20 protein-coding genes are annotated in these 24450 nt (G+C 40.0%); 16 read left to right on the top strand and 4 right to left on the bottom strand.

All coding sequences use genetic code 11. The annotated features are described in order from the left end of the window. Nucleotides 1-15: 15 nt before the first annotated feature. A complete protein-coding gene (gene metL, locus CWB76_RS09785; RefSeq protein WP_138607206.1) occupies nucleotides 16-2361 on the top strand; it encodes a bifunctional aspartate kinase/homoserine dehydrogenase II in 2346 nt (781 codons plus the stop codon). Nucleotides 2362-2407: 46 nt separating this feature from the next. Here metL and CWB76_RS09780 read toward each other — a convergent pair whose 3' ends face one another. Then, a complete protein-coding gene (locus CWB76_RS09780) occupies nucleotides 2408-4882 on the bottom strand; it encodes a penicillin-binding protein 1A (RefSeq protein ID WP_138607204.1) in 2475 nt (824 codons plus the stop codon). A gap of 131 nt (nucleotides 4883-5013) precedes the next feature. Here CWB76_RS09780 and CWB76_RS09775 point away from each other — a divergent pair, with 131 nt between their 5' ends. The 9 genes from CWB76_RS09775 to CWB76_RS09735 all read left to right on the top strand — a co-directional run bounded on the left by CWB76_RS09775 (nucleotide 5014) and on the right by CWB76_RS09735 (nucleotide 14172). Further along, complete coding sequence (locus tag CWB76_RS09775) at nucleotides 5014-6093, top strand: pilus assembly protein PilM (protein WP_138607202.1); 1080 nt, start codon at nucleotides 5014-5016, stop codon at nucleotides 6091-6093. Further along, nucleotides 6081-6653 (top strand): PilN domain-containing protein, encoded by a 573-nt coding sequence (locus CWB76_RS09770; RefSeq protein ID WP_138607200.1) that lies wholly within the window; start codon nucleotides 6081-6083, stop codon nucleotides 6651-6653. The genes CWB76_RS09775 and CWB76_RS09770 overlap by 13 nt, the downstream gene beginning before the upstream one ends. Further along, the gene (locus CWB76_RS09765) at nucleotides 6643-7245 is read left to right on the top strand and encodes a type IV pilus inner membrane component PilO (RefSeq protein WP_138607198.1); all 603 of its coding nucleotides are present in this window, start codon (nucleotides 6643-6645) and stop codon (nucleotides 7243-7245) included. The genes CWB76_RS09770 and CWB76_RS09765 overlap by 11 nt, the downstream gene beginning before the upstream one ends. Beyond that, complete coding sequence (locus CWB76_RS09760) at nucleotides 7245-7781, top strand: pilus assembly protein PilP (protein ID WP_171039617.1); 537 nt, start codon at nucleotides 7245-7247, stop codon at nucleotides 7779-7781. Before CWB76_RS09765 ends, CWB76_RS09760 begins: the two co-directional genes overlap by 1 nt. After that, the gene (locus CWB76_RS09755) at nucleotides 7768-9858 is read left to right on the top strand and encodes a type IV pilus secretin PilQ (protein ID WP_138607194.1); all 2091 of its coding nucleotides are present in this window, start codon (nucleotides 7768-7770) and stop codon (nucleotides 9856-9858) included. The genes CWB76_RS09760 and CWB76_RS09755 overlap by 14 nt, the downstream gene beginning before the upstream one ends. Before the next feature lie 498 nt (nucleotides 9859-10356). After that, nucleotides 10357-10875, top strand: a complete 519-nt coding sequence (aroK, locus tag CWB76_RS09750; protein WP_008466255.1) for a shikimate kinase AroK — start codon at nucleotides 10357-10359, stop codon at nucleotides 10873-10875. A gap of 28 nt (nucleotides 10876-10903) precedes the next feature. After that, nucleotides 10904-11974 (top strand): 3-dehydroquinate synthase, encoded by a 1071-nt coding sequence (gene aroB / locus CWB76_RS09745; RefSeq protein ID WP_138607192.1) that lies wholly within the window; start codon nucleotides 10904-10906, stop codon nucleotides 11972-11974. After that, nucleotides 11975-13285 (top strand): SPOR domain-containing protein, encoded by a 1311-nt coding sequence (locus CWB76_RS09740; protein WP_138607190.1) that lies wholly within the window; start codon nucleotides 11975-11977, stop codon nucleotides 13283-13285. Nucleotides 13286-13338: 53 nt separating this feature from the next. Further along, nucleotides 13339-14172 (top strand): Dam family site-specific DNA-(adenine-N6)-methyltransferase, encoded by an 834-nt coding sequence (locus CWB76_RS09735; RefSeq protein WP_138607188.1) that lies wholly within the window; start codon nucleotides 13339-13341, stop codon nucleotides 14170-14172. Here the strand turns inward: CWB76_RS09735 and CWB76_RS09730 are convergent. Beyond that, nucleotides 14153-14338, bottom strand: a complete 186-nt coding sequence (locus CWB76_RS09730; protein WP_138607186.1) for a DUF2970 domain-containing protein — start codon at nucleotides 14336-14338, stop codon at nucleotides 14153-14155. The two genes, CWB76_RS09735 and CWB76_RS09730, sit on opposite strands and share 20 nt — an antisense overlap. 3 nt (nucleotides 14339-14341) lie before the next feature. Then, nucleotides 14342-14641, bottom strand: coding sequence for a hypothetical protein (locus tag CWB76_RS09725; protein ID WP_138607184.1), 300 nt, complete (start codon nucleotides 14639-14641; stop codon nucleotides 14342-14344). A 272-nt stretch (nucleotides 14642-14913) separates the two neighbouring features. Here CWB76_RS09725 and rpe point away from each other — a divergent pair, with 272 nt between their 5' ends. Genes rpe through trpS form a run of 3 tightly spaced genes read left to right on the top strand, consistent with a single transcriptional unit; the run spans nucleotide 14914 to nucleotide 17300 of the window. Then, nucleotides 14914-15597 carry a ribulose-phosphate 3-epimerase gene (gene rpe / locus CWB76_RS09720; RefSeq protein ID WP_138607182.1) on the top strand — a complete coding sequence of 228 codons (684 nt, stop codon included), beginning with the start codon at nucleotides 14914-14916 and terminating at the stop codon, nucleotides 15595-15597. Further along, nucleotides 15597-16262 carry an HAD-IA family hydrolase gene (locus CWB76_RS09715; protein WP_138607181.1) on the top strand — a complete coding sequence of 222 codons (666 nt, stop codon included), beginning with the start codon at nucleotides 15597-15599 and terminating at the stop codon, nucleotides 16260-16262. The genes rpe and CWB76_RS09715 overlap by 1 nt, the downstream gene beginning before the upstream one ends. Before the next feature lie 33 nt (nucleotides 16263-16295). Then, a complete protein-coding gene (gene trpS, locus CWB76_RS09710) occupies nucleotides 16296-17300 on the top strand; it encodes a tryptophan--tRNA ligase (protein WP_138607179.1) in 1005 nt (334 codons plus the stop codon). An 89-nt stretch (nucleotides 17301-17389) separates the two neighbouring features. Here the strand turns inward: trpS and uvrA are convergent, their stop codons facing one another. Then, entirely contained in the window at nucleotides 17390-20209 is a 2820-nt protein-coding gene (gene uvrA / locus CWB76_RS09705) for an excinuclease ABC subunit UvrA (protein WP_138607177.1), read from the bottom strand. Between the two features lie 163 nt (nucleotides 20210-20372). Between uvrA and CWB76_RS09700 the strand changes: the two genes are divergently transcribed. From CWB76_RS09700 to CWB76_RS09690, 3 genes are all read left to right on the top strand, one after another. Continuing rightward, nucleotides 20373-21740 (top strand): MFS transporter, encoded by a 1368-nt coding sequence (locus CWB76_RS09700; protein WP_138607175.1) that lies wholly within the window; start codon nucleotides 20373-20375, stop codon nucleotides 21738-21740. Nucleotides 21741-21760: 20 nt separating this feature from the next. Next, on the top strand, nucleotides 21761-22462 hold the full coding sequence (gene ssb / locus CWB76_RS09695; RefSeq protein WP_008467569.1) for a single-stranded DNA-binding protein: 702 nt from the start codon (nucleotides 21761-21763) through the stop codon (nucleotides 22460-22462). 339 nt (nucleotides 22463-22801) lie between these two features. After that, a complete protein-coding gene (locus CWB76_RS09690) occupies nucleotides 22802-24448 on the top strand; it encodes an EAL domain-containing protein (protein ID WP_138607173.1) in 1647 nt (548 codons plus the stop codon). The last annotated feature ends 2 nt before the right edge of the window (nucleotides 24449-24450 follow it).

Raw genomic sequence — 24450 nt, 5'->3', positions numbered from 1 at the left:
CGAGTTGGTATTAACATGGTAAATCAGGTTCATAAATTTGGTGGTTCGAGTTTAAGCTCAGCGGATCGCTTTAAAAGTGTCGCAAATATTATTTTAACTCATGCTCAAGCCGGGGATTGTGTGGTGGTATCTGCTGCCGGTAAAACCACCGATACCTTGGTTAAATTGTGGCAAAGCTTCCAACAGCAAGATACCCAAGCGATTGCTGACATTATTTTATTAATAAGTAATCATCAATCTTCGCTAATTGAACAATTGCTTATAGCCAATGCTAAGCATGAAGCACTCAATATACTTGCCACTGAGCTAAGCATTATTACTCAGCAGGCTAAGCAAAAAATATTAACTGAAGCGTGGCTATTAGCTCATGGCGAATTATGGTCTGCAAGGCTATTAAGCGCTTACTTAGGGCAGCTTAACGTTAGTGCTTGCGCTCTGGACGCTAGGCAATTATTTACGTTAGACGCAGGGCAGCTACAGCATGCTAATAATCAGCAGCAGTGCTTAAAAGCCATAGATACAAGCAAAATTAATGTCGTTACAGGGTTTATTGCGGCTAATTTACAACATGAAACCGTGACCTTAGGGCGAAATGGTAGTGATTACAGTGCTACTTTATTAGCACGATATTGCAACGCTAAAAAAGTGTCTATTTGGACTGACACTCAAGGTGTTTTTAGTACTGATCCGCGTAAGGTCGCTAATGCGATTAAGTATGCGCGGGTGTGCCGCGAACAAGCTAATTTATTGGCTAGACTAGGTAACCCCGTACTACATGCTAAAACATTATCGCCATTAAAAGGGACCGATATAGAGTTAATTGTTCGCAGTAGTTACGATCTTCAAGGCAGCCATACCGAAATAGTTAAACTAGGAATGAGTAAACAAAAGCGCTTTTTAACCACGATTAACAATGTGGATTTACTCACTGTTGATGACTTGAGTGAAGGCGAGGTAGCGCATGTTAGTCAGCTTATTCAGCATAGTTTGCATCACTTTGAACATGCGGGCGAAATTTACTTGGTAGTCCCTGCGTCGGCGACATATCAGGTGGTTAATTATTTTGCTGGCCGCGCCAACATTAGTGAGTCTAACTTAAATGGGGTTGCAATTATTGCATCAGAGCCAGATATAGCGATACTCGGTGAGCAAAGTGCAGCTGTACTTCAAGCGCAATCAATTCACCCTAGGTTTACTCATTTTGGTGACGGTTATACGTTATTATTAACCGATCAGGTACTTGAGAGTGATGTGCTGAGCTTACTGCATGATAAATTGATTAATAAAGCGCAAGAAATAGCTTTAATTATTGCAGGGCTTGGTAATGTTGGTGCTGAATTTATGCGCCAACTACCTGCACAAATAGCCCGTTTATCATCAGGTTTTAACATTAAGTTAGTAGCATTACTACGCTCAGAGCAGATGCTGGTTAATGCCAATGGGTTAGACTGTGAGAGCTGGCAACAGCAATGGGAAAACCATGCAAGCCCCTATCAGCAAGCTGATTTGTTGTCATACATTGATACGCTTGAGTATGAACATAAGGTAGTGATTGATATTACCGCCAGTGAATATTTTAGCCAGCTTTATAGCAAATTTGTGGAATTAAATTGTCACTTAATTAGTGCTAATAAATACGCAGGCACAGCTCCGCTGAGCTGGTATCAAGCATTACGTGAAGATTTAGCACAGCGCGGCTTACATTGGCGTTATAATGCCAGTGTGGGAGCCGGATTACCGATTAACTTTGCACTGGCCGATTTGCAAAACAGTGGCGATAAAATAACGCGTATAGAAGGCGTGTTTTCTGGCACGCTGTCATGGTTATGCAGTAAGTATGATGGCAGCAAGGCATTTTCAGATTTAGTGCTTGAAGCACAAGCTTTGGGGTTCACCGAACCTGATCCGCGAGAAGATTTATCTGGCCGAGATATGCAACGCAAGTTGCTTATTTTGGCGCGTGAATTAGGTATTGAATTGGAACTTGATGACATTTCTTTATCCGCATTGATGCCCGATGAGCTAAGTGCGGGCAGTTGGGATGACTTTGTTGATAACAAGGCTAGTTTAGATGCGTTTATCAAGCAGCACTTCGAAGCGGCTTTGCAACAAAGTGCTGCACTGTGTTATACCGGATTGCTGGAGTTTAAAAACAGCAAGCTAAACGCTAAGGTAGGAATTGCCTATGTACCAAAAAGCGAAGCGGTTGCTAATTTAACACCTGGCGATAATATTTTTGTGATTAATACTCAGTGGTATAATCAAAACGCATTAGTGATACAAGGCCCCGGTGCGGGCAAAGAAGTGACCGCAGCTGGCGTGCACTCTGACTTATATTGGTTGGTACAAAATATTACCTAGAGCATCAAAAAGGCCGCTATTCAGCGGCCTTTTATATTAGCATTATTTAAAAGAGCTCTTCTTCGGTTTTAGTGCTTTCTTCAAATACATCATTTGGCTGTGCTAACACATATTTTGTAGGTGCGGTCCCTTTCTCAAAGTACTCAAAACGGCTGGTATAATCGTTTTTATGACTTAACAGCCCCGTTTCTAAGTCAATACGAATAGAAACTAAGCCTTCAGGTGGTTCGATAGGTGCCGCAGGTTTACCATCCAGTGCGACTCTCATAAAATCCACCCATGCAGGCTGAGCTGTTTTAGCACCTGACTCTGCGCCTGATATTTGGCCACTTCCTAAGTTATTATTATAGGTTGAGCGCCCCAGAGTATTACCAGGGTTGTCAAAACCAACCCAAACAGAGGTCATCACGTCGCGATTAAAGCCGCTAAACCAAGTATCTACAGAATCATTGGTAGTGCCTGTTTTACCTGACAGATCGCGACGTTTTAGCGCTTGTGCACGCCATCCTGTACCACTCCAACCTGTTTTATGAGACCAGCTACCTCCCCCCCAAATTGCGCTGTTCATAGCACTGGCAATTAAAAATGCATTTTGTTTAGATATAATCTGCGGCGCGCAATTTGGTGCTACTTGCTCACTTAGCATTAGCGAGCTAGGCGTTGTCGCTTCATCATCACAAATTACAGTCGGGTTAGTTTTAAATAAGGTGTTGCCCATGGCATCTTGAATTTCAGAGATAAAGTAAGGTTCGATTAAGTGGCCGCCATTGGCAAAAGTACTCATACCACGAGCTAACTCTAGTGGAGTAATAGATGCGCTACCTAAAGCCAGCGATTCACTGCGATTTATATCTTCATCTGCAAAGCCAAATTTAAGTAAATGATCGGCTGTACGTTGCAAGCCAACACCACGTAATAAACGTACCGAAATCACATTTTTTGATTGTGCTAAAGCACGGCGAATGCGAATAGGGCCATTATAAATGGCAGGGCTATTTTTAGGTCGCCATGCGACACCTTGGCTTTTATCCCATTGATTTATAGGAGCATCATTTAAAATTGACGCTAAGGTGTAGCCTTTTTCAAGTGCAGCAGAGTATATAAATGGCTTAATATTAGAGCCAACTTGGCGTTTAGCTTGCACTGCACGGTTATATTGGCTTTGTTCAAAGCTGTAACCGCCTACAATGGCTTTTATACGCCCGTCTTGTGGGTCTAAAGACACAATGGCGCTTGCAGCTTCAGGGATTTGACTCAAAATATAGCTGTTGTCATCATTTTTACGCAGCCATATTTGCATGCCAGGCGTTAATATATCGCTTGCTGTTTCAGGAGCAAAGCTTTGGCGATAACGGGTGATAAACTTACGCGCCCACTTCAGATTATCCCAAGTCAATGTTGTGCGTTCGCCGCTTTTAAGTATTACTTCCGCGCTTCTGTCGGATACATTTAAAACTGCAGCGGCTTTTAGAGGGCCTAGTTCATTGGCCTCTTTCAAAATGTTTAATAACTTAGAATCAGAAGGTGTGGGCTCTGTTTGTGGATCCCATAAAATGGCTTCAGGGCCTCTAAATCCATGGCGCATATCATAGGCATGTAAATTGTTAACCAAAGCCGTTTGTGCCGCCTGTTGAATATTTGACTCAACAGAAGTATACACTTTAAATCCTGAGTTATAGGCTTTATCTATACCGTAGCGCGACACCATTTCAGCACGTACCATTTCTGAAATATATGGTGCATATAAGTCAATTTCAGCCCCATGAAAATAAGCTGTAATTGGTTGGTTCGTGGCTTCATTATACTGCGCTCTAGAAATATACTTTTCATCTAGCATTCGTCCTAACACTACATTTCTTCTGGCTTTGGCTCGCTTTGGGTTACGAATAGGGTTAAGTGCTGAAGGCGCCTTGGGTAAACCGGCAATCATTGCCATTTGCGCAAGAGTAAGCTCTTTTAGCTCTTTACCATAATAAACCTGAGCGGCTGCACCAATACCAAAGGCGCGGTTTCCTAGCTCTATTTTATTTAGATAAAGTTCAAAGATTTCATCTTTTGAAAGTAAATTTTCGATATGGATGGCAATAAATATTTCTTTTACTTTACGAATATAGGCTTTTTCTCGCGTTAAAAAGAAGTTACGAGCCAACTGCATGGTGATTGTACTGGCACCCTGCTTTTTTTCACCGGTAGAAATAAGTACTAGTGCTGAGCGAACAATACCAATTGGGTCGATACCGATATGGTCATAAAAACGGTTATCTTCTGTTGCTAAAAAAGCCTGTAATAAAGGTTCAGGAATTTGATCTATAGTTACAGGGATACGTCTTTTTTCACCAAATTGGTTGATTAAAAGCCCATCTTTGGTAAATACTTGCATAGGCGTTTGTAATTGAACGTTTTTTAAAACTTGCACGCTTGGGATATCGGATTTAACGTAGTAATAAAGGCTGAGCAATGTAATTAGTGCAAGTAATGCACAAATGATCAAAAATTGTAAAGTTCTTTTTAATAAAATCACTGATATTTCCCTAAACGGACTCCCAATTACAGGTTGAGACTGCTAGTATATATTGATTAAAAATTGAATAATATTTTTTAAGATATAAATTATAACTTGTTTATTATTAAAACAAAGGCAAAGTTGCAAACATGCTAAGTCAATTGATAAAAAAACCATCACCTATGATGGTGGGTATTGATATAGGATCGCACTCTATCAAGGCCGTGCTTTTAAGTGAAACAGAAACCGGGCTTCGATTAGAAGCTCTTGCAATTGAACCTATGCCTAAAGGCGCTATGAGCGAGCGCAACATTCAAGACATTGAAGCAATTGGCAATGTGATAACCAAGTTAAAACGAAAGCTTCCAAAGTCACTAAAATTTGCAGCTGTTGCTGTTTCAGGGCAAACAGTGATTACCAAAGTCATTTTCATGGATGTTTCCTTAAGCGACGCTGAATTAGAATCACAGATTGAAATTGAAGCCGATAGCTTGATCCCCTATCCATTAGATGAAGTCAGTTTAGATTTTGAAAAACTCTCTACTAACAGTGCCGACCCGAGCAAAATTAATGTTCTACTTTCTGCAGCGAGAACGGAAAGTGTGGAAGCGAGAGTAGGCGCACTTAGTGCTGCCAACTTAACTGCAAAAGTTGTGGATGTTGAAAGTTATGCATTAAGCCGGGCTATGGATGTTTACTACCAACAGCTACCATCAGACGCGTTTGATAAAACCGTTGCAGTAGTTGATATAGGTGCGGTGCTTACCTTGGTCAGTGTAGTGCAATTTGGTGAAACTATTTACACCCGTGACCAGGTATTTGGTGGTGACCAATATACAAATAGTATTGTTGCTTACTACAACAAAGGCTTTGATGAGGCTGAAATTGGTAAAACAACGGGTGATTTACCGCCTAATTATACATTTGAAGTGTTAGCGCCTTTTCAAACCTCATTATTGCAGCAAGTTCGTCGTGCTGTGCAAATGTTTTTAACAACAACAGGCAAAGAGCAGTTGGACTACATCGTACTGACGGGCGGGTCAGCGATGATTAAAGGTGTTGATAGATTATTAATCGAAGAATTAGGAATACATACGGTTGTTGTTGAACCATTTGATAAAATGGAAATATCACCTAGAGTAGATCGTAATATAATACAGCGCCACCGCACTCAGTTTGCGATTGCAACTGGTTTGGCGTTGAGGAGTTTTTCATCATGCCACATATAAATTTACTACCTTGGCGTGAACTTCAGCGTGAGCAGTCTAAAAAGAAATTTATAACATTGCTGATGGCAGTGGTTATTGTTTGTTTCGTAACCATGTATGCGCTGAGTACATTTTATAGCGCTCTAAAAGAAGGGCAAATGCTTAAAAATAACTATCTCAGTTCAGAAATTACAATGCTCGATCAAAAAATTCGCGATATACGCGACTTAGACATGAAAAAAGAAAATCTACAACAACGGATGCGTTTAATTGAAGAGCTACAAAGTAGCCGTAATTTAGGCACGCAAATAATGGATGAAGTGGCAAAAATAGTGCCTGCTGGAGTTTATTTAACTAAGCTTGAGCGTAGAGGTAGCCAAATTCATGTGTTAGGTAAAAGTGAGTCTAATAATCGTTTGTCTACTATGCTTCGACAGGTGCAAAGTTCTTATCTTTTAGAGCGCCCGACTATGCAAGGCATTGTTGCAGGCGATCAATCCTCTCGTTTACTCAGCGATTTTAATATGGAGTTCTACGTAAAACCATTTGGTAAAATAGGCGAGGTACCTAATGAACCTTGATTTTAAGTCGCTTACAGAAATAGATTGGAATGAAATAGAGCTCGATAACATAGGTGAGTGGCCTGTTATTGTAAAAACAATATGCGGCGCATTTGTTGCCTGTCTCGTATTGTTTTTTAGCTATAGCCTATTAGTGTCGGATGAAATTGAAAGCTACCATAACGCAGTGGCCAAAGAGATAGAATTACGCACAACCTACCGAACTAAATATGCAGTTGCCAGCAAGCTCGATATTTATCGTGAACAAATGGTTGAGATGGAAGATGAGTTTTCTCAGCTATTAAAACGCCTACCTACCTCAAATGAGACGCCAGGATTATTGGATGACCTTTCCTATGTAGGGACAACCAGCGGCCTAACATTTTTAAAAATTGGTTGGCTACCAGAAGTTGAAAAAGAGTTCTATACCGAGCTACCCATTAAAATTGAAGTAGTAGGCACTTATCATGAGTTCGGTGAATTTGTAGGAAAAGTGGCTCAATTGCCGAGAATAGTAAGTTTACACGACTTTTCTATTTTATCATCTGGCGAAAAGCAGCTAACATTCAGTGTAGTAGCAAAAACTTATCGTTATGAAGAGGGGGTAAGATGATGAAGCAACTTCCCTTTTTAACTGTTGTAATATTGTTGCTCAGTGGTTGTAATGAAGATACATCTGAGCAAAAAGAGTTTATTGACCAGGTTAAGGCAAACACTACTGCACGTGTTGAAAAAATACCTGAGTTAGTTAAGTTTGAGCACTTTGAATATAACGCCAAAGATATACGTAGCCCTTTTGTAGCACCAGAACCAGAAATTATACAAAATAAGCTAACACAAGTTAAAAACTGTCTTCACCCAGATCCAGAGCGTGTCCGTCAGCCTCTGGAGAAGTACCCATTAGATAATTTAGCAATGAAGGGAACGATAGGGTCGAACAGTAATACATGGGCGCTCATTACAGCTGCTGATAACACCTTACACCGAGTATCGATAGGAAGCTATTTAGGTACCTATGATGGAAAAGTAAGCAGTGTTAATAGTGACTATATTGAATTAGTAGAATTAATCCCTGATGGGTCAGGTTGTTGGAAAGAACGTTTGACCAAATTAGAAATGTTAGAGGCGGCAACTAATGGCGCAAATTAATAAGAAAAATGGTACTCCCTATATGCATAAAGATGAGTGTTCGCATCACCGTATTTTAACGACGTTGCTATTTGTATTTTTATTACTAATGATGAAAACGGTCAGTGCAGCTCCTTTACTCTACGACGTTCGATATAACCCATTACTTAAAGGTGAAACCGAATTACAGCTGGTATTTGATGAAGAATTACAGCAACAACCTGATGTACAAGTTTTTAATAATCCGGCACGGATAGAGTTATTATTTAATGCAGTTGAACTAGATGAAGGGTTGGCAAATATTGTTATTAACCAAGCAGGGATAAGTAACATTAGTAGCATGATGACTAGTGCAGGTTTAAAAGTAACCATTAACTTGGAGCGATTAAAAATTTATGAGGCTGAAGTTAATAACAACCTATTTTCAATAAGAATATCTGATAACCCTCTAGCAAAACAAATCGTAACAACCAGTGAAGATGCACCTGCTCGTGCCTCTAATTATATCAATGGCATTCAAGCAATTGATTTTCGCCGCGGTGAAAAAGGTGAAGCAAAAGTACTTGTTTATCTGCAAGATACACAGGCTGCTATCGAGGTTCATGAAAGTGGCGGGAAAATCATTGCAGAGTTTCACCATACCGATATTTTAGATGACTTATTGTATGAATTAGACGTACTCGATTTTGGTACTGTGGTGAGCAGTATAGAAACGTTTAAGGAAGATAATCTGACACGCATTGTAATTGAACCTAATAAAGCTTTTGCTTACACGTATCAGCAAATAGAAAATATTTTTACCTTAACGGTTGAGAAAGACGAGACTCAAAATGGATTCTTAGATGGAGGTAAAGAGTACTTAGGCCGTCCTATGACGCTTAACTTTCAGGATATCTCTGTGCGTGCTGTATTACAGATTATTGCGGGTTACAATGACTTTAACTTGGTAACTAGTGACTCAGTGACGGGCAACATTACCCTTCGCTTAGATGGTGTTCCTTGGGATCAGGCGTTAGACGTAGTACTAAGAATAAAAGGTTTAGACAAACGTATGGATGGCTCTATTTTAATGGTAGCGCCATCTGAAGAGCTTGCTGCCCGTGAAGCAAAAGAGTTAAAAGCAAAGCAACAAGTAGAGGATTTAGAGCCACTATATAGCGAATACATCCGTTTAAATTACGCCAAAGCAGAAGATTTTGCCGACTTACTAAAAACAGATACCAATAGTATTATTACAGCGAGAGGCAGCGTGTCTGTTGATCAGCGAACCAATACGCTACTAATGAAAGACACCGCGAAAAGTATTGAAAGTGTTCGCCGTATGGTCGAAACCTTAGACATCCCCGTCAAACAAGTGGTTATAGAGGCGCGCATGGTAACCGTTCGTGATAATGTAACCGAAGACTTAGGCGTTCGTTGGGGGTTTAGTGATCAGCAAGGTTCTGATGGTGTTTCTGGTACATTAGAAGGTGCTGAAACAATTTCTAATGGAAATATTCCGAGTCTTACAGATCGACTCAATGTTAATTTACCTGTAGCGAATCCATCGGCAAGTATTGGTATGCATATAGCCAAACTAGCCAATGGAACATTAATTGATTTAGAATTAACCGCGCTCGAAGAAGAGAATAAGGGTGAAATTATTGCGAGTCCGCGTATCACTGCTGCTAACCAGCAAAAAGCACGCATTGAGCAAGGTACCGAGATCCCCTATGTTGAATCTGCTTCGAGTGGCGCAACAACCGTAAGCTTTAAAAAAGCAGTGTTGAGTTTAGAGGTGACACCTCATATCACACCAGACAACAAAGTTATTTTAAACTTAATAATTACTCAAGACACCCGTGGTGATACCGTTCAAACAGGAACTGGCCCAGCTGTTGCCATTGATACGCAACAAATTGAGACTCAAGTTCTCGTTGAGAATGGACAAACGGTAGTGTTGGGTGGTATTTTTCAACAGCAAATTATTAATTCGACCAAAAAAGTACCTTTATTGGGCGACCTTCCTTACGTAGGAAGACTATTTAAAAGCACAAGCGAGTTTAATGAAAAGCGCGAACTGCTGATTTTTGTCACACCTAAAATTCAAATAGACTAATTACCTAACCTGAATTCTGCTGAGATATATTAACTCTTCAGAGCTCAGGTTATTCAAACTATCTAGGCTGAACAACAAACTAGACGGTTTTGACATGTTATTTAGTTATCTTGGTGTGAACACTCCCTGTAAATGTACAATTAGGCAGTATATAATTTTTATTGTGTACTGTACTGCGGATGCATTTTAAGACTGCGTTAATGTTGCTTGTAACTGAGTTTTTTTGTGAAATTACTATGCAAAAGCGTTTACCAAGTAACACGTAGTAGCCTTTAACTGCATAAATTTTAACCCTAGAAGATAAATTTGCCTATAATAAGGTGCTTTTTTGTTAACCAATGGGTAATTATTTAGTTTAATTGCTCGTTATATGGCTTTTTATCCTAATTGACTTGAAATACCCGACCGATTACTGAGATAATCCCTTTCTTAATTTTGGGGCCAGGTCGTTAGGCGGGGTTTTATTTCAAATTTTAGAGTTCGTTTGTACTAAAAGATATGGCTGAGAAACGTAATATATTTCTAGTTGGCCCCATGGGGGCTGGCAAAAGCACGATTGGTCGTCACATCGCTGACCAATTACACCTTGAATTTGTTGATTCTGATCAAGAAATCGAACGTCGTACGGGCGCAGATATTGCCTGGGTATTCGATCTTGAAGGTGAAGAAGGCTTTAGACTTCGTGAAGAATCTGTTATTGGCGATTTAACCGAGATGCAAGGTATTGTTCTTGCTACTGGTGGTGGCTCAGTAATGAGTAAAGAAGTTCGAAACAAGCTTTCGGCTCGCGGTATTGTAGTATACCTAGAGACACCGATTGAAAAGCAAGTTGCACGTACGCAACGCGACAAGCGTCGCCCATTACTGCAAACAGAAGAAGCACCTCGTGATGTACTTGAGCGCTTAGCAGAAGAGCGTGAACCATTATACAAAGAAGTAGCTGATTTTGTTGTACGCACTGATGAGCAGAGCGCGAAAGTTGTTGCTAACCAAATAATCGAGAAATTGGATTTTTAAAAGCCAGTATTAAAAGGACTAACCCAGCATGCTTGAATTAACTGTTAATTTAGACGAGCGGAGTTATCCTATTTATATTGGTCAATCTGCACTTCAAGATACAGGCCGTCTAATCCATCACATTGGTGATTGTCGGCCTATCATCATCACTAATGACACTATTGCGCCGCTCTATCTTCAGCAGTTGCTTGACTCATTATCACAGCAAAACCCACTTCATTTTATTATTCCAGATGGCGAGCAATATAAATCACTCACTTGGTTTGAAAAAATATCAGCATTCTTACTTGAAAATAACTGCGGTCGTGACACCTGTTTAATTGCATTAGGTGGTGGCGTAGTTGGCGATTTAACTGGTTTTGTTGCGGCCTGCTATCAGCGCGGTGTGCCTTTTATTCAAATACCTACCACGTTATTATCTCAAGTAGATTCCTCAGTTGGTGGTAAAACAGCAGTAAACCATCCGCTGGGCAAAAATATGATAGGGGCTTTTTACCAACCACAAGCTGTGTTTATAGATACGCGTTCGCTACATACTTTACCTACCCGTGAGTTTGCTGCAGGCATGGCTGAAGTTATTAAATATGGCCTGATTTACGATACTGAGTTGTTTGCTTTTTTAGAGCAAAATATCACTCAATTACAACAGCTAGATGAAGCCTGTTTACAGCATATTATTTTTAGATGCTGTGAAATTAAAGCACTCATCGTTGCACAAGATGAGAAAGAGCAAGGCTTGCGTGCACTATTAAATTTAGGACACACGTTTGCCCATGCAATAGAAGCACAAATGGGGTACGGCGTGTGGTTACATGGTGAAGCCGTAGCGACAGGTATGGTGCTTGCTACCAAGCTTGCTCATACTCGTAACGATTTAACACAGCAAGACCTAGAGCGTATTGTTACATTAATAGCAGCGTATAATTTACCAATCGATATCCCTAACGATATGACCAGTGAGCAATTTTTACTGCATATGCGCAAAGATAAAAAGAATAAAAAAGGGACTATCCGATTTATTTTACCCACCGAATTTGGTCAATGTGCATTAGTTGATGATGTATCAGATGATCAAGTTAGAGCATTGATCGAGCAATAAATGCAGTCACAAATTTTACCAAGCCGTGCGGCTTTGGTGGATAGAATCGCATTACAATTTGAATATGGTCAAAACTTAATTGTTTTATTAGGCACCTCTGGTCTGGGTAAAAGCTATTTGCTTGAAACCTTCATTACTGATAAATATAACGATTTTAATAAAGCATTTGTGCAAGTCGGTGCCCAGATGACTGATGTGCAGTTAATGACTCAGTTATTAGAGCAAAGTTTTAACGCCCCTTTAGTTGATCACAATCTAAGCTTATCGCAAAACTATTATCAATTAGCGAAACAACAACAATGTGGGGCGTGCTTGTGGGTTGTTGATGGCGGCAGGCACCTATCCGAAGAGCTAATCGCAGAGCTTGAGCTACTATCAAAAAATGCACCTAATGTGCTTTATATTATGATTGCATCACAGTCTAAATTACCCTTTAAAGATGCAGTAAATATTCATTTAGAATCATTAAATATAGCTGAAAGTAAGCAACTTATGGGGTGGTACTTTACGAACCTACCCTACGACGAAGATCCTGTCTTTCAAACTTTTTTAGTTGAAGCTCATGGTAACCCAAGCCTGTTATTAGCCTGGCAGCCAAGCGAGCAGGTTGCAGATATTGTCGTTAAAGATAAGGTATCTTGGCGATTACAGCTGCTCACATTGTTATTAATAATTATGCTGTTGATTATTGGCCTTGTGTACAAAGCCGATATGACCCAGTGGTGGGAAAATGCTAATCGCCAAATTGATGAGCAAGTGCTATCAACTGCCATTACAACTGAGCAAGCTATTGAAAATAAACCACAGAAGCGAGTGCCTTTAAGTAGTGAGCCGCCAGCAGCTGTCCTTCAAAAGCCCACCCAAAAAACCAATAACAATGTTCCAGCGATTGTTGGGAGCTTAACGGAATCAACGAATGTTGTTGAACAGGAAAAGCCGGCATCAAAACCCGTTGAAGAAAAGCCGGTTACTAAACCTGCCCAGACAAAGCCGCAAAACCCAATAGTAAAAATATCCAGTAATTGGTACTTACAACAACCTGAGGATAATTTTGTTATTCAGCTCTTAGCTGTAACTCAGCAGCAGGTAGGGAACGAGTTTATTGTTGAACATAAGCTAGAAAATATCACTAATACCTACCAAACTAAACGAAATGGTAAAATGTGGTGGGTAGTAACTACAGGCAGCTTTGTTAGCTTAAATGAGGCAAAACAAGCACTGCAAGTACTTCCTGCTGAGGTTAGAAAAAATAAACCTTTCTATAAAAAAATTAGTAAAATAAAACAAGAAATTGCACGAGTTGATCAGTAAACTCAGTAACTTTAGTGTAAAATCGCGCAACACCGAATTGAAGTAAAGAGCCAATGCAGCAAAAGAGTAGAGCCTTCCTTAAATGGGCTGGCGGAAAATACAGCCTCGTTGAAGATATTAACGCGCGACTAAATCAAGCAAGTAAGCATGCTGATACCTTGGTTGAACCTTTTGTTGGTGCGGGCTCAGTGTTTTTAAATAGCAATTTTAAACACTATGTACTCAACGATATTAATGCTGATTTAATCAATTTATATAAAGAGCTCAAGCGTTCGCCTGATGAGTTAATTAGTGATGCTAAAAAGCTTTTTGTTGATTTAAACAACCACTCAGATGCGTATTATGATTATCGTGTGCAGTTTAATCAAAGCAGTGATGTGTATGAGCGAGCCATCTTATTTTTATATATGAACCGCCATGGTTATAACGGATTATGCCGCTATAATTTAAAGGGCATTTTTAATGTACCTTTTGGTAAATATAAAAAGCCTTATTTTCCTGAAAAAGAAATGTACTTTTTTGCTAGCAAAGCGCAACAAGCTACATTTACTTGCCTAGGATATGATGATGTATTCAAGCTGGTGCCTAAAAATGCAGTGATTTACTGCGATCCGCCTTATGTGCCATTAAGTAAAACTGCATCTTTTACCTCGTATGCAAAAGGCGGGTTTAATTTGGATGATCAGGCTAATTTAGCGAACTTAGCTGAGCAAGCAGCTTTTGAGAATAATACGCCAGTCCTTATTTCAAATCACGATACGGTATGGACACGCAAAATTTACAGCCAAGCTTCTTTGGATAAAATTCAGGTTAAACGCACGATTAGCCCAAAAGGCGGTTCACGAAATAAAGTAGATGAGCTAATGGCTATGTACTTAGTACCGTAGTCACAGTTGCGTAAATAGCCAGTACAAATAAAACAAAAAGTATCACGGCAATAGCTATTAATGTAATAGGGGAGTGGTGTTTAAAGTCTGTTTGACGCTTATCTTCAGATTGCACACCAAAAAATGCCGCTAGCACACTTTGTAACGCGCTTAAGAAATGCTGCATTAATTAAAATAATGGTTTGATTGAAGATGGCTTGTGGTTGTCGTCAGTACCTGTTAATAACTCTAGGAAATCTAGGTAATGAAACTGGGCACTGCGGCTATTGCCGGTTAGCCAAGAAGCCCAAGAAGAGTCTTCTTGAATTTGAATGCAGCGATTTGCGCTATGATTAATAGCGTTAGTTTGATCTTTATGAAGACAAGTGTTGGCTGAACTTAATTCTTGCTCAGTATTTGAAGAAAGCGACGCAGCTCCAATAATGACACTTACCGACGTGATTAATAATCCAATTTTAAAAACACGCATAATATAAACCTAGTAATTTAGTTCTCCACGAAGCATAACAAACTTGCTTAAATAATACACTTTATTTTTAGCTATATTCAAAGCTAATCATGCCGCAAAATTTGTTTATAAGCGTGATTTATCCTTTTAGCTCACGCGCTTTGTCGTTGTTATAGTTAATAACAGTTAGTCGCTAGCGTTGCTAATTTAGCGTTATTTTTAAAGGTGTTACTTGGGTAACATCGTTAATTAAGTTACATTAACGCCATAAATTATTCATTAATGGATTAGCAATGCTCAATTGTGAACAAAAATACTTAATAGCGCCCTCAATTTTATCCGCAGACTTTGCACGCCTTGGCGAAGATGTTGACAGAGTCTTAGCTGCAGGGGCTGATGTTGTCCATTTTGATGTAATGGATAACCATTACGTACCTAACTTAACAATAGGCCCAATGGTGTGTAAAGCACTTCGCGATTACGGGATTAAAGCTCCTATTGATGTTCATTTAATGGTGAAACCGGTAGATAGTTTAATTCCACAATTTGCCGAGGCGGGGGCGTCAATTATTACCTTTCATCCAGAAGCCAGTGAGCATATTGACCGCACTTTACAATTGATAAAAGATCAAGGTTGCCAAGCAGGTCTAGTTTTTAATCCTGCAACGAGTTTAAGCTACCTTGATCATGTAATGGATAAAATAGATGTTATTTTATTAATGTCGGTGAACCCTGGATTTGGTGGGCAAAGTTTTATTCCACAAACACTGGAAAAACTGCGAGAGGCAAAGCAACGCATTATTGATTCTGGGCGTGATATTCGCCTAGAAGTTGATGGCGGTATTAAAGTAGATAATATTGCAGCGGCGGCTGAAGCGGGTGCTGACATGTTTGTTGCAGGCTCTGCTATTTTTAATCAGCCTGACTATAAAAGCGTAATTGTTGAAATGCGCCAACAATTAGAAAGTATTAAATAATGAAATATGATGCGGCATTATTTGACTTAGACGGCACGTTAGTTGATAGCGTGTATGACTTATATATGGCCTTAAATCTTACGCTAAGTGATTTAGCGTTTCCCATAGTCAGTCAGCGATTAGTTGAAAGCTGGGTAGGTAATGGCATTGAGGTGTTAGTAAATCGAGCTCTTTGCGGTGATATACAAATTAGTGAACACCTTGATGAGACTCTGAGCGAGCGAGCCATTAAGCTTTTTTATCAACATTACAGTGAGCTGGTTGGTGAATACAGCGTATTATATCAGCATGTTGAAACGGGCCTTGCTGCTCTCAGTGGTATGCCCAAAGCACTTATTACCAATAAAGCACGCCGCTTTACCGAACTACTTTTAGATAAACTGGCTATTCGCAGTCATTTTGAGGTGATTGTTTGCGGTGACGACATGGCAAAAAAACCGTCACCTGAGCCACTCTTATTTGCTTGTAATGCATTGAATATTTCGCCAGATAAAGCCATTATGATTGGTGATTCAAAGAGTGACATACTGGCAGCACAAGCCGCCAATATTGATGTGATAGCTCTTACGTATGGGTATCATCAAGGAGAGCAGCTCGGGGATTATAATCCACAGTACCTATGCGATAACTTCTTAGCTATAATACCCAGACTTACACAGCGTTAAAATTTTTAATCAATTAAACACTAAAGGAAAATCATGAGTAAACCAGTAGTTTTAAGTGGCATTCAGCCAACCGGTGGTATGACAATAGGCAACTATGTTGGCGCTATTAACCAGTGGCTAAAGCTACAGGAAGACCACGAAAGTTTCTTTATGCTTGTTGATTTGCACGCAATTACTGTTCGCCAAGAGCCTGAGCTTCTTCGATCTCGTGTGTTAGACGGTATAGCCTTATATGCAGCGTGCGGTATTGACCCTGAAAAGTCTGCGCTTTTTGTGCAATCACAAGTGCCTGAACACGCACAGTTAGCGTGGGTATTAAATTGTTACGCACAAATGGGTGAGCTTAACCGCATGACTCAGTTTAAAGATAAGTCATCTAAGCATGCTAACAATGTAAACGTAGGTTTATTTTCGTATCCAGTATTACAAGCAGCAGATATTTTATTGTATCAAGCTGACCAAGTGCCAGTAGGGGACGATCAAAAGCAGCATCTAGAGCTAACGCGTGATATAGCTACTCGCTTTAATAACTTGTACGGCGACGTATTTAAATTACCTGAGCCATATATTCCAGAATTTGGCGCACGCGTAATGAGCCTTCAAGATCCGCTTAAAAAGATGTCTAAGTCAGATGAAAACCCAAATGGTTACATCATGCTATTAGATGAGCCTAAAAAGATTGAGAAAAAGCTTAAAAAAGCAGTAACCGATTCAGATGAGCAAGCACGTATTTACTTTGATCGTACAGAAAAGCCTGGTGTTTCTAACTTACTTACTTTATTAAGCGTAGCGACTAAGCGCTCAATTGAAGATTTGGTGCCAGAGTACGAAGATAAAATGTACGGCCACCTGAAAAAAGACACTGCAGATGCGGTAGTGAATATGATTGAGCCAATCCAAGCACGTTTTAAAGAGATCAGAGAAGATCAAAACCTACTTGATAGCATCATGAAATCAGGTGCAGAAAAGGCCAGTGTACGTGCAGAAAAAACACTTAAATCGGTATACGATGCACTAGGATTTATTCCTCGTACATAATTTGATTTATTAGAATAAGTGTAAAAAAATGCCGCTAATTTAGCGGCATTTTTGTGTAACTTTTAATAAGTACTTTTTTATAATTTATATTAAAGTAATGGTTTTAAGTAGTGCCCCGTATGTGAGCGCTGACATTCCGCCACTTCTTCTGGTGTGCCTGCAATCAGTATTTCACCGCCGCCAGCACCACCTTCAGGGCCTAAATCAACGATCCAATCGGCAGTTTTTATTACATCTAAATTATGCTCAATTACTACAATGGTATTGCCATGATCGCGTAGACGATGAAGCACCACTAATAACTGTTCAATATCAGCAAAATGAAGTCCCGTTGTTGGCTCATCAAGAATGTACAATGTTTTTCCAGTATCACGCTTAGAGAGCTCACGTGCTAACTTAATTCGCTGTGCTTCACCACCAGAAAGTGTTGTAGCGGCTTGGCCTAAACGAATATAAGAAAGTCCAACATCCATTAGGGTTTTAAGTTTACGTGCTATAGCCGGTATTTTATCAAAGTAGTCATGGGCATCTTCAACGGTCATGTCGAGCACTTGGTTGATGTTTTTGCCTTTATATTGTACTTCTAAGGTTTCGCGGTTATAACGTTTACCCTTACATACATCACACGGTACATATACGTCTGGTAAGAAGTGCATTTCTACTTTAATAACACCATCACCTTGGCACGCTTCACAACGGCCACCTTTAACATTAAAGCTAAAGCGACCAACTTTGTAACCACGTGAACGGGCTTCTTGAGTACCCGCAAACAGCTCACGAATACCGGTGAAAATACCAGTATAAGTGGCAGGGTTTGAACGCGGTGTGCGGCCAATAGGACTTTGGTCAATATCAATTACTTTATCAAAGTGCTCAAGTCCTGCAATTGACCCATAAGGAGCTGCTTCAGCAGTAGTTGCGCCGTTGAGTTCTGTGTGGGCAAGTTTAAATAAGGTGTCGTTAATGAGTGTAGATTTACCCGAGCCAGATACGCCGGTAATACAGGTCATTAAGCCAAAAGGTATTTTTAAATCAACATTTTTTAAGTTATTACCAGTAGCACCAAACAGCTCTAGCCATTTATCGTTAGTAGCATGGCGCTCTTTAGGCACTTCTATTTTACGCACGCCCGATAAAAACTGGCCGGTAACCGAGTCTTTGCTTGCTAAAATATCATCGCGTGTACCTTGAGCAATAACATGGCCGCCATGTACGCCAGCACCTGGGCCAATATCAATAATATGATCAGCGGCACGAATGGCGTCTTCATCGTGTTCTACAACAATAACGGTATTACCCAAATCGCGTAAATGAACCAAGGTTTTCAATAAACGGTCGTTATCACGTTGGTGCAAACCAATTGAAGGTTCATCCAGTACATACATAACACCCACTAACCCAGCACCAATTTGACTCGCTAAGCGAATACGCTGTGCCTCACCGCCTGAAAGTGTGTCGGCGCTACGCTCAAGTGATAAGTAATTTAGGCCTACATTAATTAAGAACGATAGACGATCGCGAATTTCTTTTAAAATTTTCTCGGCAATTTGGCCTTTTTGCCCAGTTAGGTGCAAGCCTTCAAAAAAGCCCATCGCCTCACCAATACTCATATGCGTAATGGTTGGCAAGTTAGTTTGACCAATAAATACATTGCGTGCTTCTTGGCGCAAACGTGAGCCTTTACAACTAGGGCAGGCTTGGCTGGTTTGATACTTGGCTAGCTCTTCGCGTACTGAGTTTGATTCAGTTTCGCGGTAGCGGCGGTTCATATTGTTTAACACGCCCTCAAATACATGATTACGTGTAATTAAATCACCGCGGTCATTACGATAATTAAATGCAATTTTAGTATCACCAGAGCCATCTAAAATAATTTTTTTATGTTCTTTTGCAAGCTCTTGATAAGGTACATCTAAATCAAACTCGTAATGCTGCGCAACCGCTTGCAACATTTGATAATAGTAAAAACTGCGTTTATCCCAGCCTTTAATTGCCCCGCCGGCTAAGCTTATTTCAGGGTTGTGAACCACGCGATTCGGGTCAAAGTATTGTCTTACGCCTAAACCGTCACAGCTTTGACAAGCTCCTGCAGGGTTATTGAACGAAAATAAACGCGGTTCAAGTTCGGTCATCGCATAGCCACAGGTTGGGCAGGCAAAATTTGCTGAAAACAGCATTTCTTCAGCACTGCTATCATCCATAAAAGCAATGTTAGCAACGCCGCCTGACATTTCAAGTGCCGTTTCAAAAGACTCTGCAAGACGTTGCTGTTGACCCTCTTTTACTTTAAAGCGATCCACAACGACTTCAATAGTATGCTTTTTATGTAAATCTAGCGGTGGTGGATCGGATAAGTCGCATACTTCACCATCTATACGAGCACGAATGTAGCCTTGACTGGCAAGTTGCTCTAATAGTTTTACATGCTCACCTTTACGATCTTTAACAACAGGGGCAAGTAGCATTAACTTAGTGCCTTCAGGCAGCGCTAATGCGGTATCGACCATTTGGCTAATTGTTTGCGCTGCGAGTGGTAAATCATGAGTTGGACAGCGAGGTTCGCCAACGCGTGCAAACATTAAACGCAGGTAATCGTAGATTTCAGTAATGGTTCCCACGGTTGAGCGGGGATTATGCGAGGTTGATTTTTGTTCAATGGAAATAGCAGGGGAAAGGCCTTCAATATGATCGACGTCAGGTTTTTCCATTAATGACAAAAACTGCCTTGCATAAGCAGAGAGTGATTCAACATACCGGCGTTGCCCTTCTGCATAAAGCGTATCAAATGCAAGTGATGACTTTCCTGAACCAGATAAGCCAGTGATAACAATTAGTTTATCACGTGGGATGGTTAGGCTGATGTCTTTTAAATTGTGCGTGCGGGCGCCTCGGACTTCAATGTTTTCCATGCTATCTCGTTTATTGCCAAAATTATTTGTTCAGTATCGCATAATACGCTGCAATATTAATCCTTGATCATTGAAAAAATCCTTAGTTATAGACGATTAATTATTGCCAAGCTTGTGATAGAATCCTTGCCTAATTTTTTCACACAGTAAGATCACGCAAATAATGACCGCATCTTCACTTAATTCACGAGAGAAACGCGCCGCCGTATCGTTAGCGAGTGTGTTTGCATTTAGAATGCTCGGCTTGTTTATGCTGATGCCTGTTTTAGCTATTTATGGTCAATCGCTTGAAGGCTTTTCACCTATATGGATAGGTTTTGCAATTGGTGCGTATGGTTTAACGCAGGCCGTATTACAAATCCCTATGGGAAGACTATCCGATAAAATTGGCCGTAAAAAAGTAATTGTAGGTGGTTTGCTTGTATTTGCCTTGGGTTCAGTAGTTGCGGCTTTAGCTGAGTCCATACAAATGGTAACGGTAGGGCGTGCCTTGCAAGGTATGGGCGCTATCGCCAGCGCATTGTTAGCGTTTGCATCAGACTTAAGTCGTGACGAACAGCGACCAAAAGTAATGGCAGTTATTGGCATGAGCATAGGTATGAGCTTTGCCTTCGCTATGCTACTTGGACCTATAGTGGCAGCTTCATGGGGTATAGCCGGAGTGTTTTGGTTAACTGCTATACTGGCTTTATTAGGTATTTTTATTGTCACTATGCTGGTACCCAGTGCAATAAATAAAGCCCCTAAAGGCGATACACTTGCCAGCTTTAGTGACATTAAAAAGCTAATTAAACATCCGCAGCTTGCGCGTCTAAATGCAGGTGTATTATTGCTGCATTTAACATTGACGACTATTTTTGTAGTATTGCCAAGTCAACTAATTAAAGATGGACTTGTGGCTGAAAACCATTGGCAGCTTTATATTCCTGTTTTATTTTTAGCGTTTTTCTTGATGGTGCCAGTAATGATAGTGGCAATTAAAAAAGAGAAAGAAAAACAGGCGTTTATTGGTTCAGTGATGGTCTTAATAATAAGTATGTTAAGTATGTCGATATGGGCCAATAGCGTTGTTGGCATTGCGGTTTGTATGCTGTTATATTTTGTTGCTTTTAACTTTTTAGAAGCCACTATGCCGGCTCTTGTATCTCGCATTGCGCCTGCAAGCCAAAAGGGCTCCGCTATGGGTGGGTATTCATCTAGCCAGTTCTTAGGGGCTTTTTTAGGCGGTATGTTAGGCGGGTATGTAGCACAAACCACCAGTACGCAAGCTGTGTTTGCGGCGGCGGCACTTGTTGGGGTAATATGGCTTATTATTGCGTGGAAAATGCAAGTCCCACCGAAAAGCAAAGTTATTAGTTTAATGACCCAATTAGATTCTGAAGAGCAGGCACAAACATTAGCTTCTCAGTTAGTTGCTTTACCCGGCGTAATAGAAGCAACCGTAGTTCGCGATGAAAGTCGAAGCTACTTAAAGATTAATGATAAAGAATTTGACCTAGACCAAGCCCGAAGAGTGGCTGGTTTAATCTAACGTTTATAGGAGATGGTTCCATGGCACGCGGTGTGAACAAAGTAATTTTGGTTGGTAATTTAGGGCAAGATCCTGAAGTTCGTTACATGCCTAATGGTAATGGCGTAGCAAATATTACCTTAGCAACTTCAGACAGCTATAAAGATAAAAACACTGGCCAAATGGTTGATAAAACTGAGTGGCACCGTGTGGTATTTTTTGGCAAATTAGCTGAAATTGTAGGCGAATACTGCCGCAAGGGTTCACAAATTTACGTAGAAGGTAAACTTCAAACTCGTAAATGGACTGACCAACAAGGCCAAGAAAAGTACACTACAGAAATTGTTGTTGATGGCTTTACTGGTCAAATGCAAATGTTAGGTGCACGTGGTGGCGACCAACAAAGTGGTGGCTATCAAGGTAACCAAGGTGGTCAACAAAGTGGCGGTTATCAAGGTAACCAAGGCGGACAGCAAAGCGGTAGCTATGGTCAAAATAACCAAGGCCAAAATAGTCAGCAAGGCAGTTATGCTCCACAGCAACAATCTGCACCTGCCCAGCAGCCAGCGCCGCAACAAAACAACCAGTATCAACCACAGCAGCAAGGTGGTTTTGCACCTCAGCAAAATAATGCACCACAACAGCAAGGCGGGTTTGCTCCTAAGCCGCAAAATGCACCGCAAGGTGGCGCATCAAATCCAATGGAACCAACAATCGACTTTGATGACGATATTCCTTTCTAATTTCCAACTTTTTAGTTTAAAAAGTATTAAAAAAGAGCCCTGAGCAATCAGGGCTTTTTTTATTGATAATAATTACTATCCCTCTCATTTATCCTCAGCTGAGTGAGTAAATACTCCTCATTAAAAAGCTGTAAATAGCTTTAAGGTTTTCAAAGCAGGGCGGCACTCCCATTTATGCGCACAAAGATGAAGCCATTACTAATTTTGTTGACCACTAAATATAATGTTTATAAACATTAAGTATTAACAATAAAACAGCTACTAAACTTTTATTATTGGCTTGTGCAATTGCAAATAGTAGACAACACTTTAATAACTTATTTAATGAGCGGGTAAGTTATGAAAGCCAGTCAGTTTCAGTTTTCCAATTACGTTAGTGCCTTATTTTACGCTCTGTGTTTTATGCTATTTATTATTTTTAATAGTGGTTTAAATTTAGTTTTACAACATCAAAATAAGCAAACAGGTATAGAGCTCGCTAAGCAACTGCAGCAGCCGTTAGCCAATGAGCAGCAACTTTTAGCTAATACACCTTTTACCCTGGCTCCAGATAAAGTTTCTGTTTATATAAAGCAGAAAAAGCACTATTTCAGCTCTAATTCAAAAGGGATTCTGTTATATTCATGGCCTACCTGGTATGCCTATAACTACCTATTTATAATAATGAATATGTTTATTTTGGCCATTATTTTTGCTGCTAGGCGCTTTATATTGTTTAAAGCGACCAAAAATAGTTCAGTGACGTTGAAGCGCAAGCAAAACGATGGTTATAAAAAGGTATGCCATACGCCTAGAATAAAGCCTACACAACCGGTATTAGAAAACGTAGTCAAGGAGCAGAAAATAATTGGCTATAATATATTTGCGCTCATTCAATGCGAATGCCATTTTGATACAAACACGGACTTACCAGCGACTCTTAAAGTATTGCTAGCAAAAGACTTTACCAATACTGCTGTAATATCCGTTAAGCAATTAACAGCGGGTAAGTTTGCTTTTACTTTCACAGGGGTTAGTGCAATTGATAAAAAAAGTTGCGCTAAATACTTACATCAATACATGCTTAATGCAGCCCATATTTTAGCCCCTAGAGTGGCTGACGAGAGTATAAAGTTAGGTTTGTGTACTTACTACTCGAATGCTGATCAGGTGATGGTGTATCAGCTTGCCAGATCGTCACTCACACTATCAATGCAAAGTAGAGTGCAGCATTATCATCAATTGGCAATCAATTGCAGCCATCTTCAAATGCTTAATAAAAACCCTGTTACGCAGCGAGTTGAAAAACAAAAATTAGCGATTTTATTTCAACCTGTATACGAGTTGGATAGCGGCGCTATTATCAAACATCATGTTTTAATTAAAAGTAGCGATAAGGCAAATAAACAATTATTTAATCAAGATTATATAAGCCAGTTTTACAATGAGGATGAGGCGTTACTACTTGACCAAGCGGTTGTTATACAAGTTAAAAAGTTGCTGCTAGTAGAAAAGTCATCGTCTGTTATTAGTATTAAATTGCATCCTAAAAACTGGTTTAATAGTGAGTTTTGGTGTTGGCTAAGTAAACATATGAGTGAGTTGAAAAGCCTTCATACGTTACAGTTTTTGATAAATGAGGCTGATTTCTTAAATAGCCAAGATCGATTGCAGGCTGCTTTTTCGACCATAACAGCGCTCAACTTTAATATCGTTATTGATGAGGTTAGAAGTAGTAAGAGCATATTTAACTTCACCCATAACAAGCAAATAGCGGGGCTTAATTTGGCCCATGAACTTGTTCATGGCATAGATCATAATTATTTACAGCAGAAATCTGTCAGGGGAATTGTGCATATTGGTAAATTATTAAGTTTGCCAGTGGTGGCCTCGAGTGTAGAAACGTATCAAGAATTGCAATTTTTAAAAGTGATAGGTGTTAGTACTGCACAAGGAGGGTATTTCTCTGGATTACTACCCGACTTCACTCAAGTTGCATTTCATTAGCT

Origin of the sequence: Pseudoalteromonas sp. S1609 (assembly GCF_005887255.1) — a bacterium.
GTDB lineage: Bacteria > Pseudomonadota > Gammaproteobacteria > Enterobacterales > Alteromonadaceae > Pseudoalteromonas.
This window is presented reverse-complemented; position numbering and strand designations above follow the sequence as displayed.

Excerpts from the sequence above, each read along its gene's own strand:
- metL (WP_138607206.1), top strand. The coding sequence starts at position 16 with ATGGTAAATCAGGTTCATAAATTTGGTGGTTCGAGTTTAAGCTCAGCG.
- CWB76_RS09775 (WP_138607202.1), top strand. The coding sequence starts at position 5,014 with ATGCTAAGTCAATTGATAAAAAAACCATCACCTATGATGGTGGGTATT.
- CWB76_RS09770 (WP_138607200.1), top strand. The coding sequence starts at position 6,081 with ATGCCACATATAAATTTACTACCTTGGCGTGAACTTCAGCGTGAGCAG.
- CWB76_RS09765 (WP_138607198.1), top strand. The coding sequence starts at position 6,643 with ATGAACCTTGATTTTAAGTCGCTTACAGAAATAGATTGGAATGAAATA.
- CWB76_RS09760 (WP_171039617.1), top strand. The coding sequence starts at position 7,245 with ATGAAGCAACTTCCCTTTTTAACTGTTGTAATATTGTTGCTCAGTGGT.
- CWB76_RS09755 (WP_138607194.1), top strand. The coding sequence starts at position 7,768 with ATGGCGCAAATTAATAAGAAAAATGGTACTCCCTATATGCATAAAGAT.
- aroK (WP_008466255.1), top strand. The coding sequence starts at position 10,357 with ATGGCTGAGAAACGTAATATATTTCTAGTTGGCCCCATGGGGGCTGGC.
- aroB (WP_138607192.1), top strand. The coding sequence starts at position 10,904 with ATGCTTGAATTAACTGTTAATTTAGACGAGCGGAGTTATCCTATTTAT.
- CWB76_RS09740 (WP_138607190.1), top strand. The coding sequence starts at position 11,975 with ATGCAGTCACAAATTTTACCAAGCCGTGCGGCTTTGGTGGATAGAATC.
- CWB76_RS09735 (WP_138607188.1), top strand. The coding sequence starts at position 13,339 with ATGCAGCAAAAGAGTAGAGCCTTCCTTAAATGGGCTGGCGGAAAATAC.
- CWB76_RS09730 (WP_138607186.1), bottom strand. The coding sequence starts at position 14,338 with ATGCAGCATTTCTTAAGCGCGTTACAAAGTGTGCTAGCGGCATTTTTT.
- CWB76_RS09725 (WP_138607184.1), bottom strand. The coding sequence starts at position 14,641 with ATGCGTGTTTTTAAAATTGGATTATTAATCACGTCGGTAAGTGTCATT.
- rpe (WP_138607182.1), top strand. The coding sequence starts at position 14,914 with ATGCTCAATTGTGAACAAAAATACTTAATAGCGCCCTCAATTTTATCC.
- CWB76_RS09715 (WP_138607181.1), top strand. The coding sequence starts at position 15,597 with ATGAAATATGATGCGGCATTATTTGACTTAGACGGCACGTTAGTTGAT.
- trpS (WP_138607179.1), top strand. The coding sequence starts at position 16,296 with ATGAGTAAACCAGTAGTTTTAAGTGGCATTCAGCCAACCGGTGGTATG.
- uvrA (WP_138607177.1), bottom strand. The coding sequence starts at position 20,209 with ATGGAAAACATTGAAGTCCGAGGCGCCCGCACGCACAATTTAAAAGAC.
- CWB76_RS09700 (WP_138607175.1), top strand. The coding sequence starts at position 20,373 with ATGACCGCATCTTCACTTAATTCACGAGAGAAACGCGCCGCCGTATCG.
- ssb (WP_008467569.1), top strand. The coding sequence starts at position 21,761 with ATGGCACGCGGTGTGAACAAAGTAATTTTGGTTGGTAATTTAGGGCAA.
- CWB76_RS09690 (WP_138607173.1), top strand. The coding sequence starts at position 22,802 with ATGAAAGCCAGTCAGTTTCAGTTTTCCAATTACGTTAGTGCCTTATTT.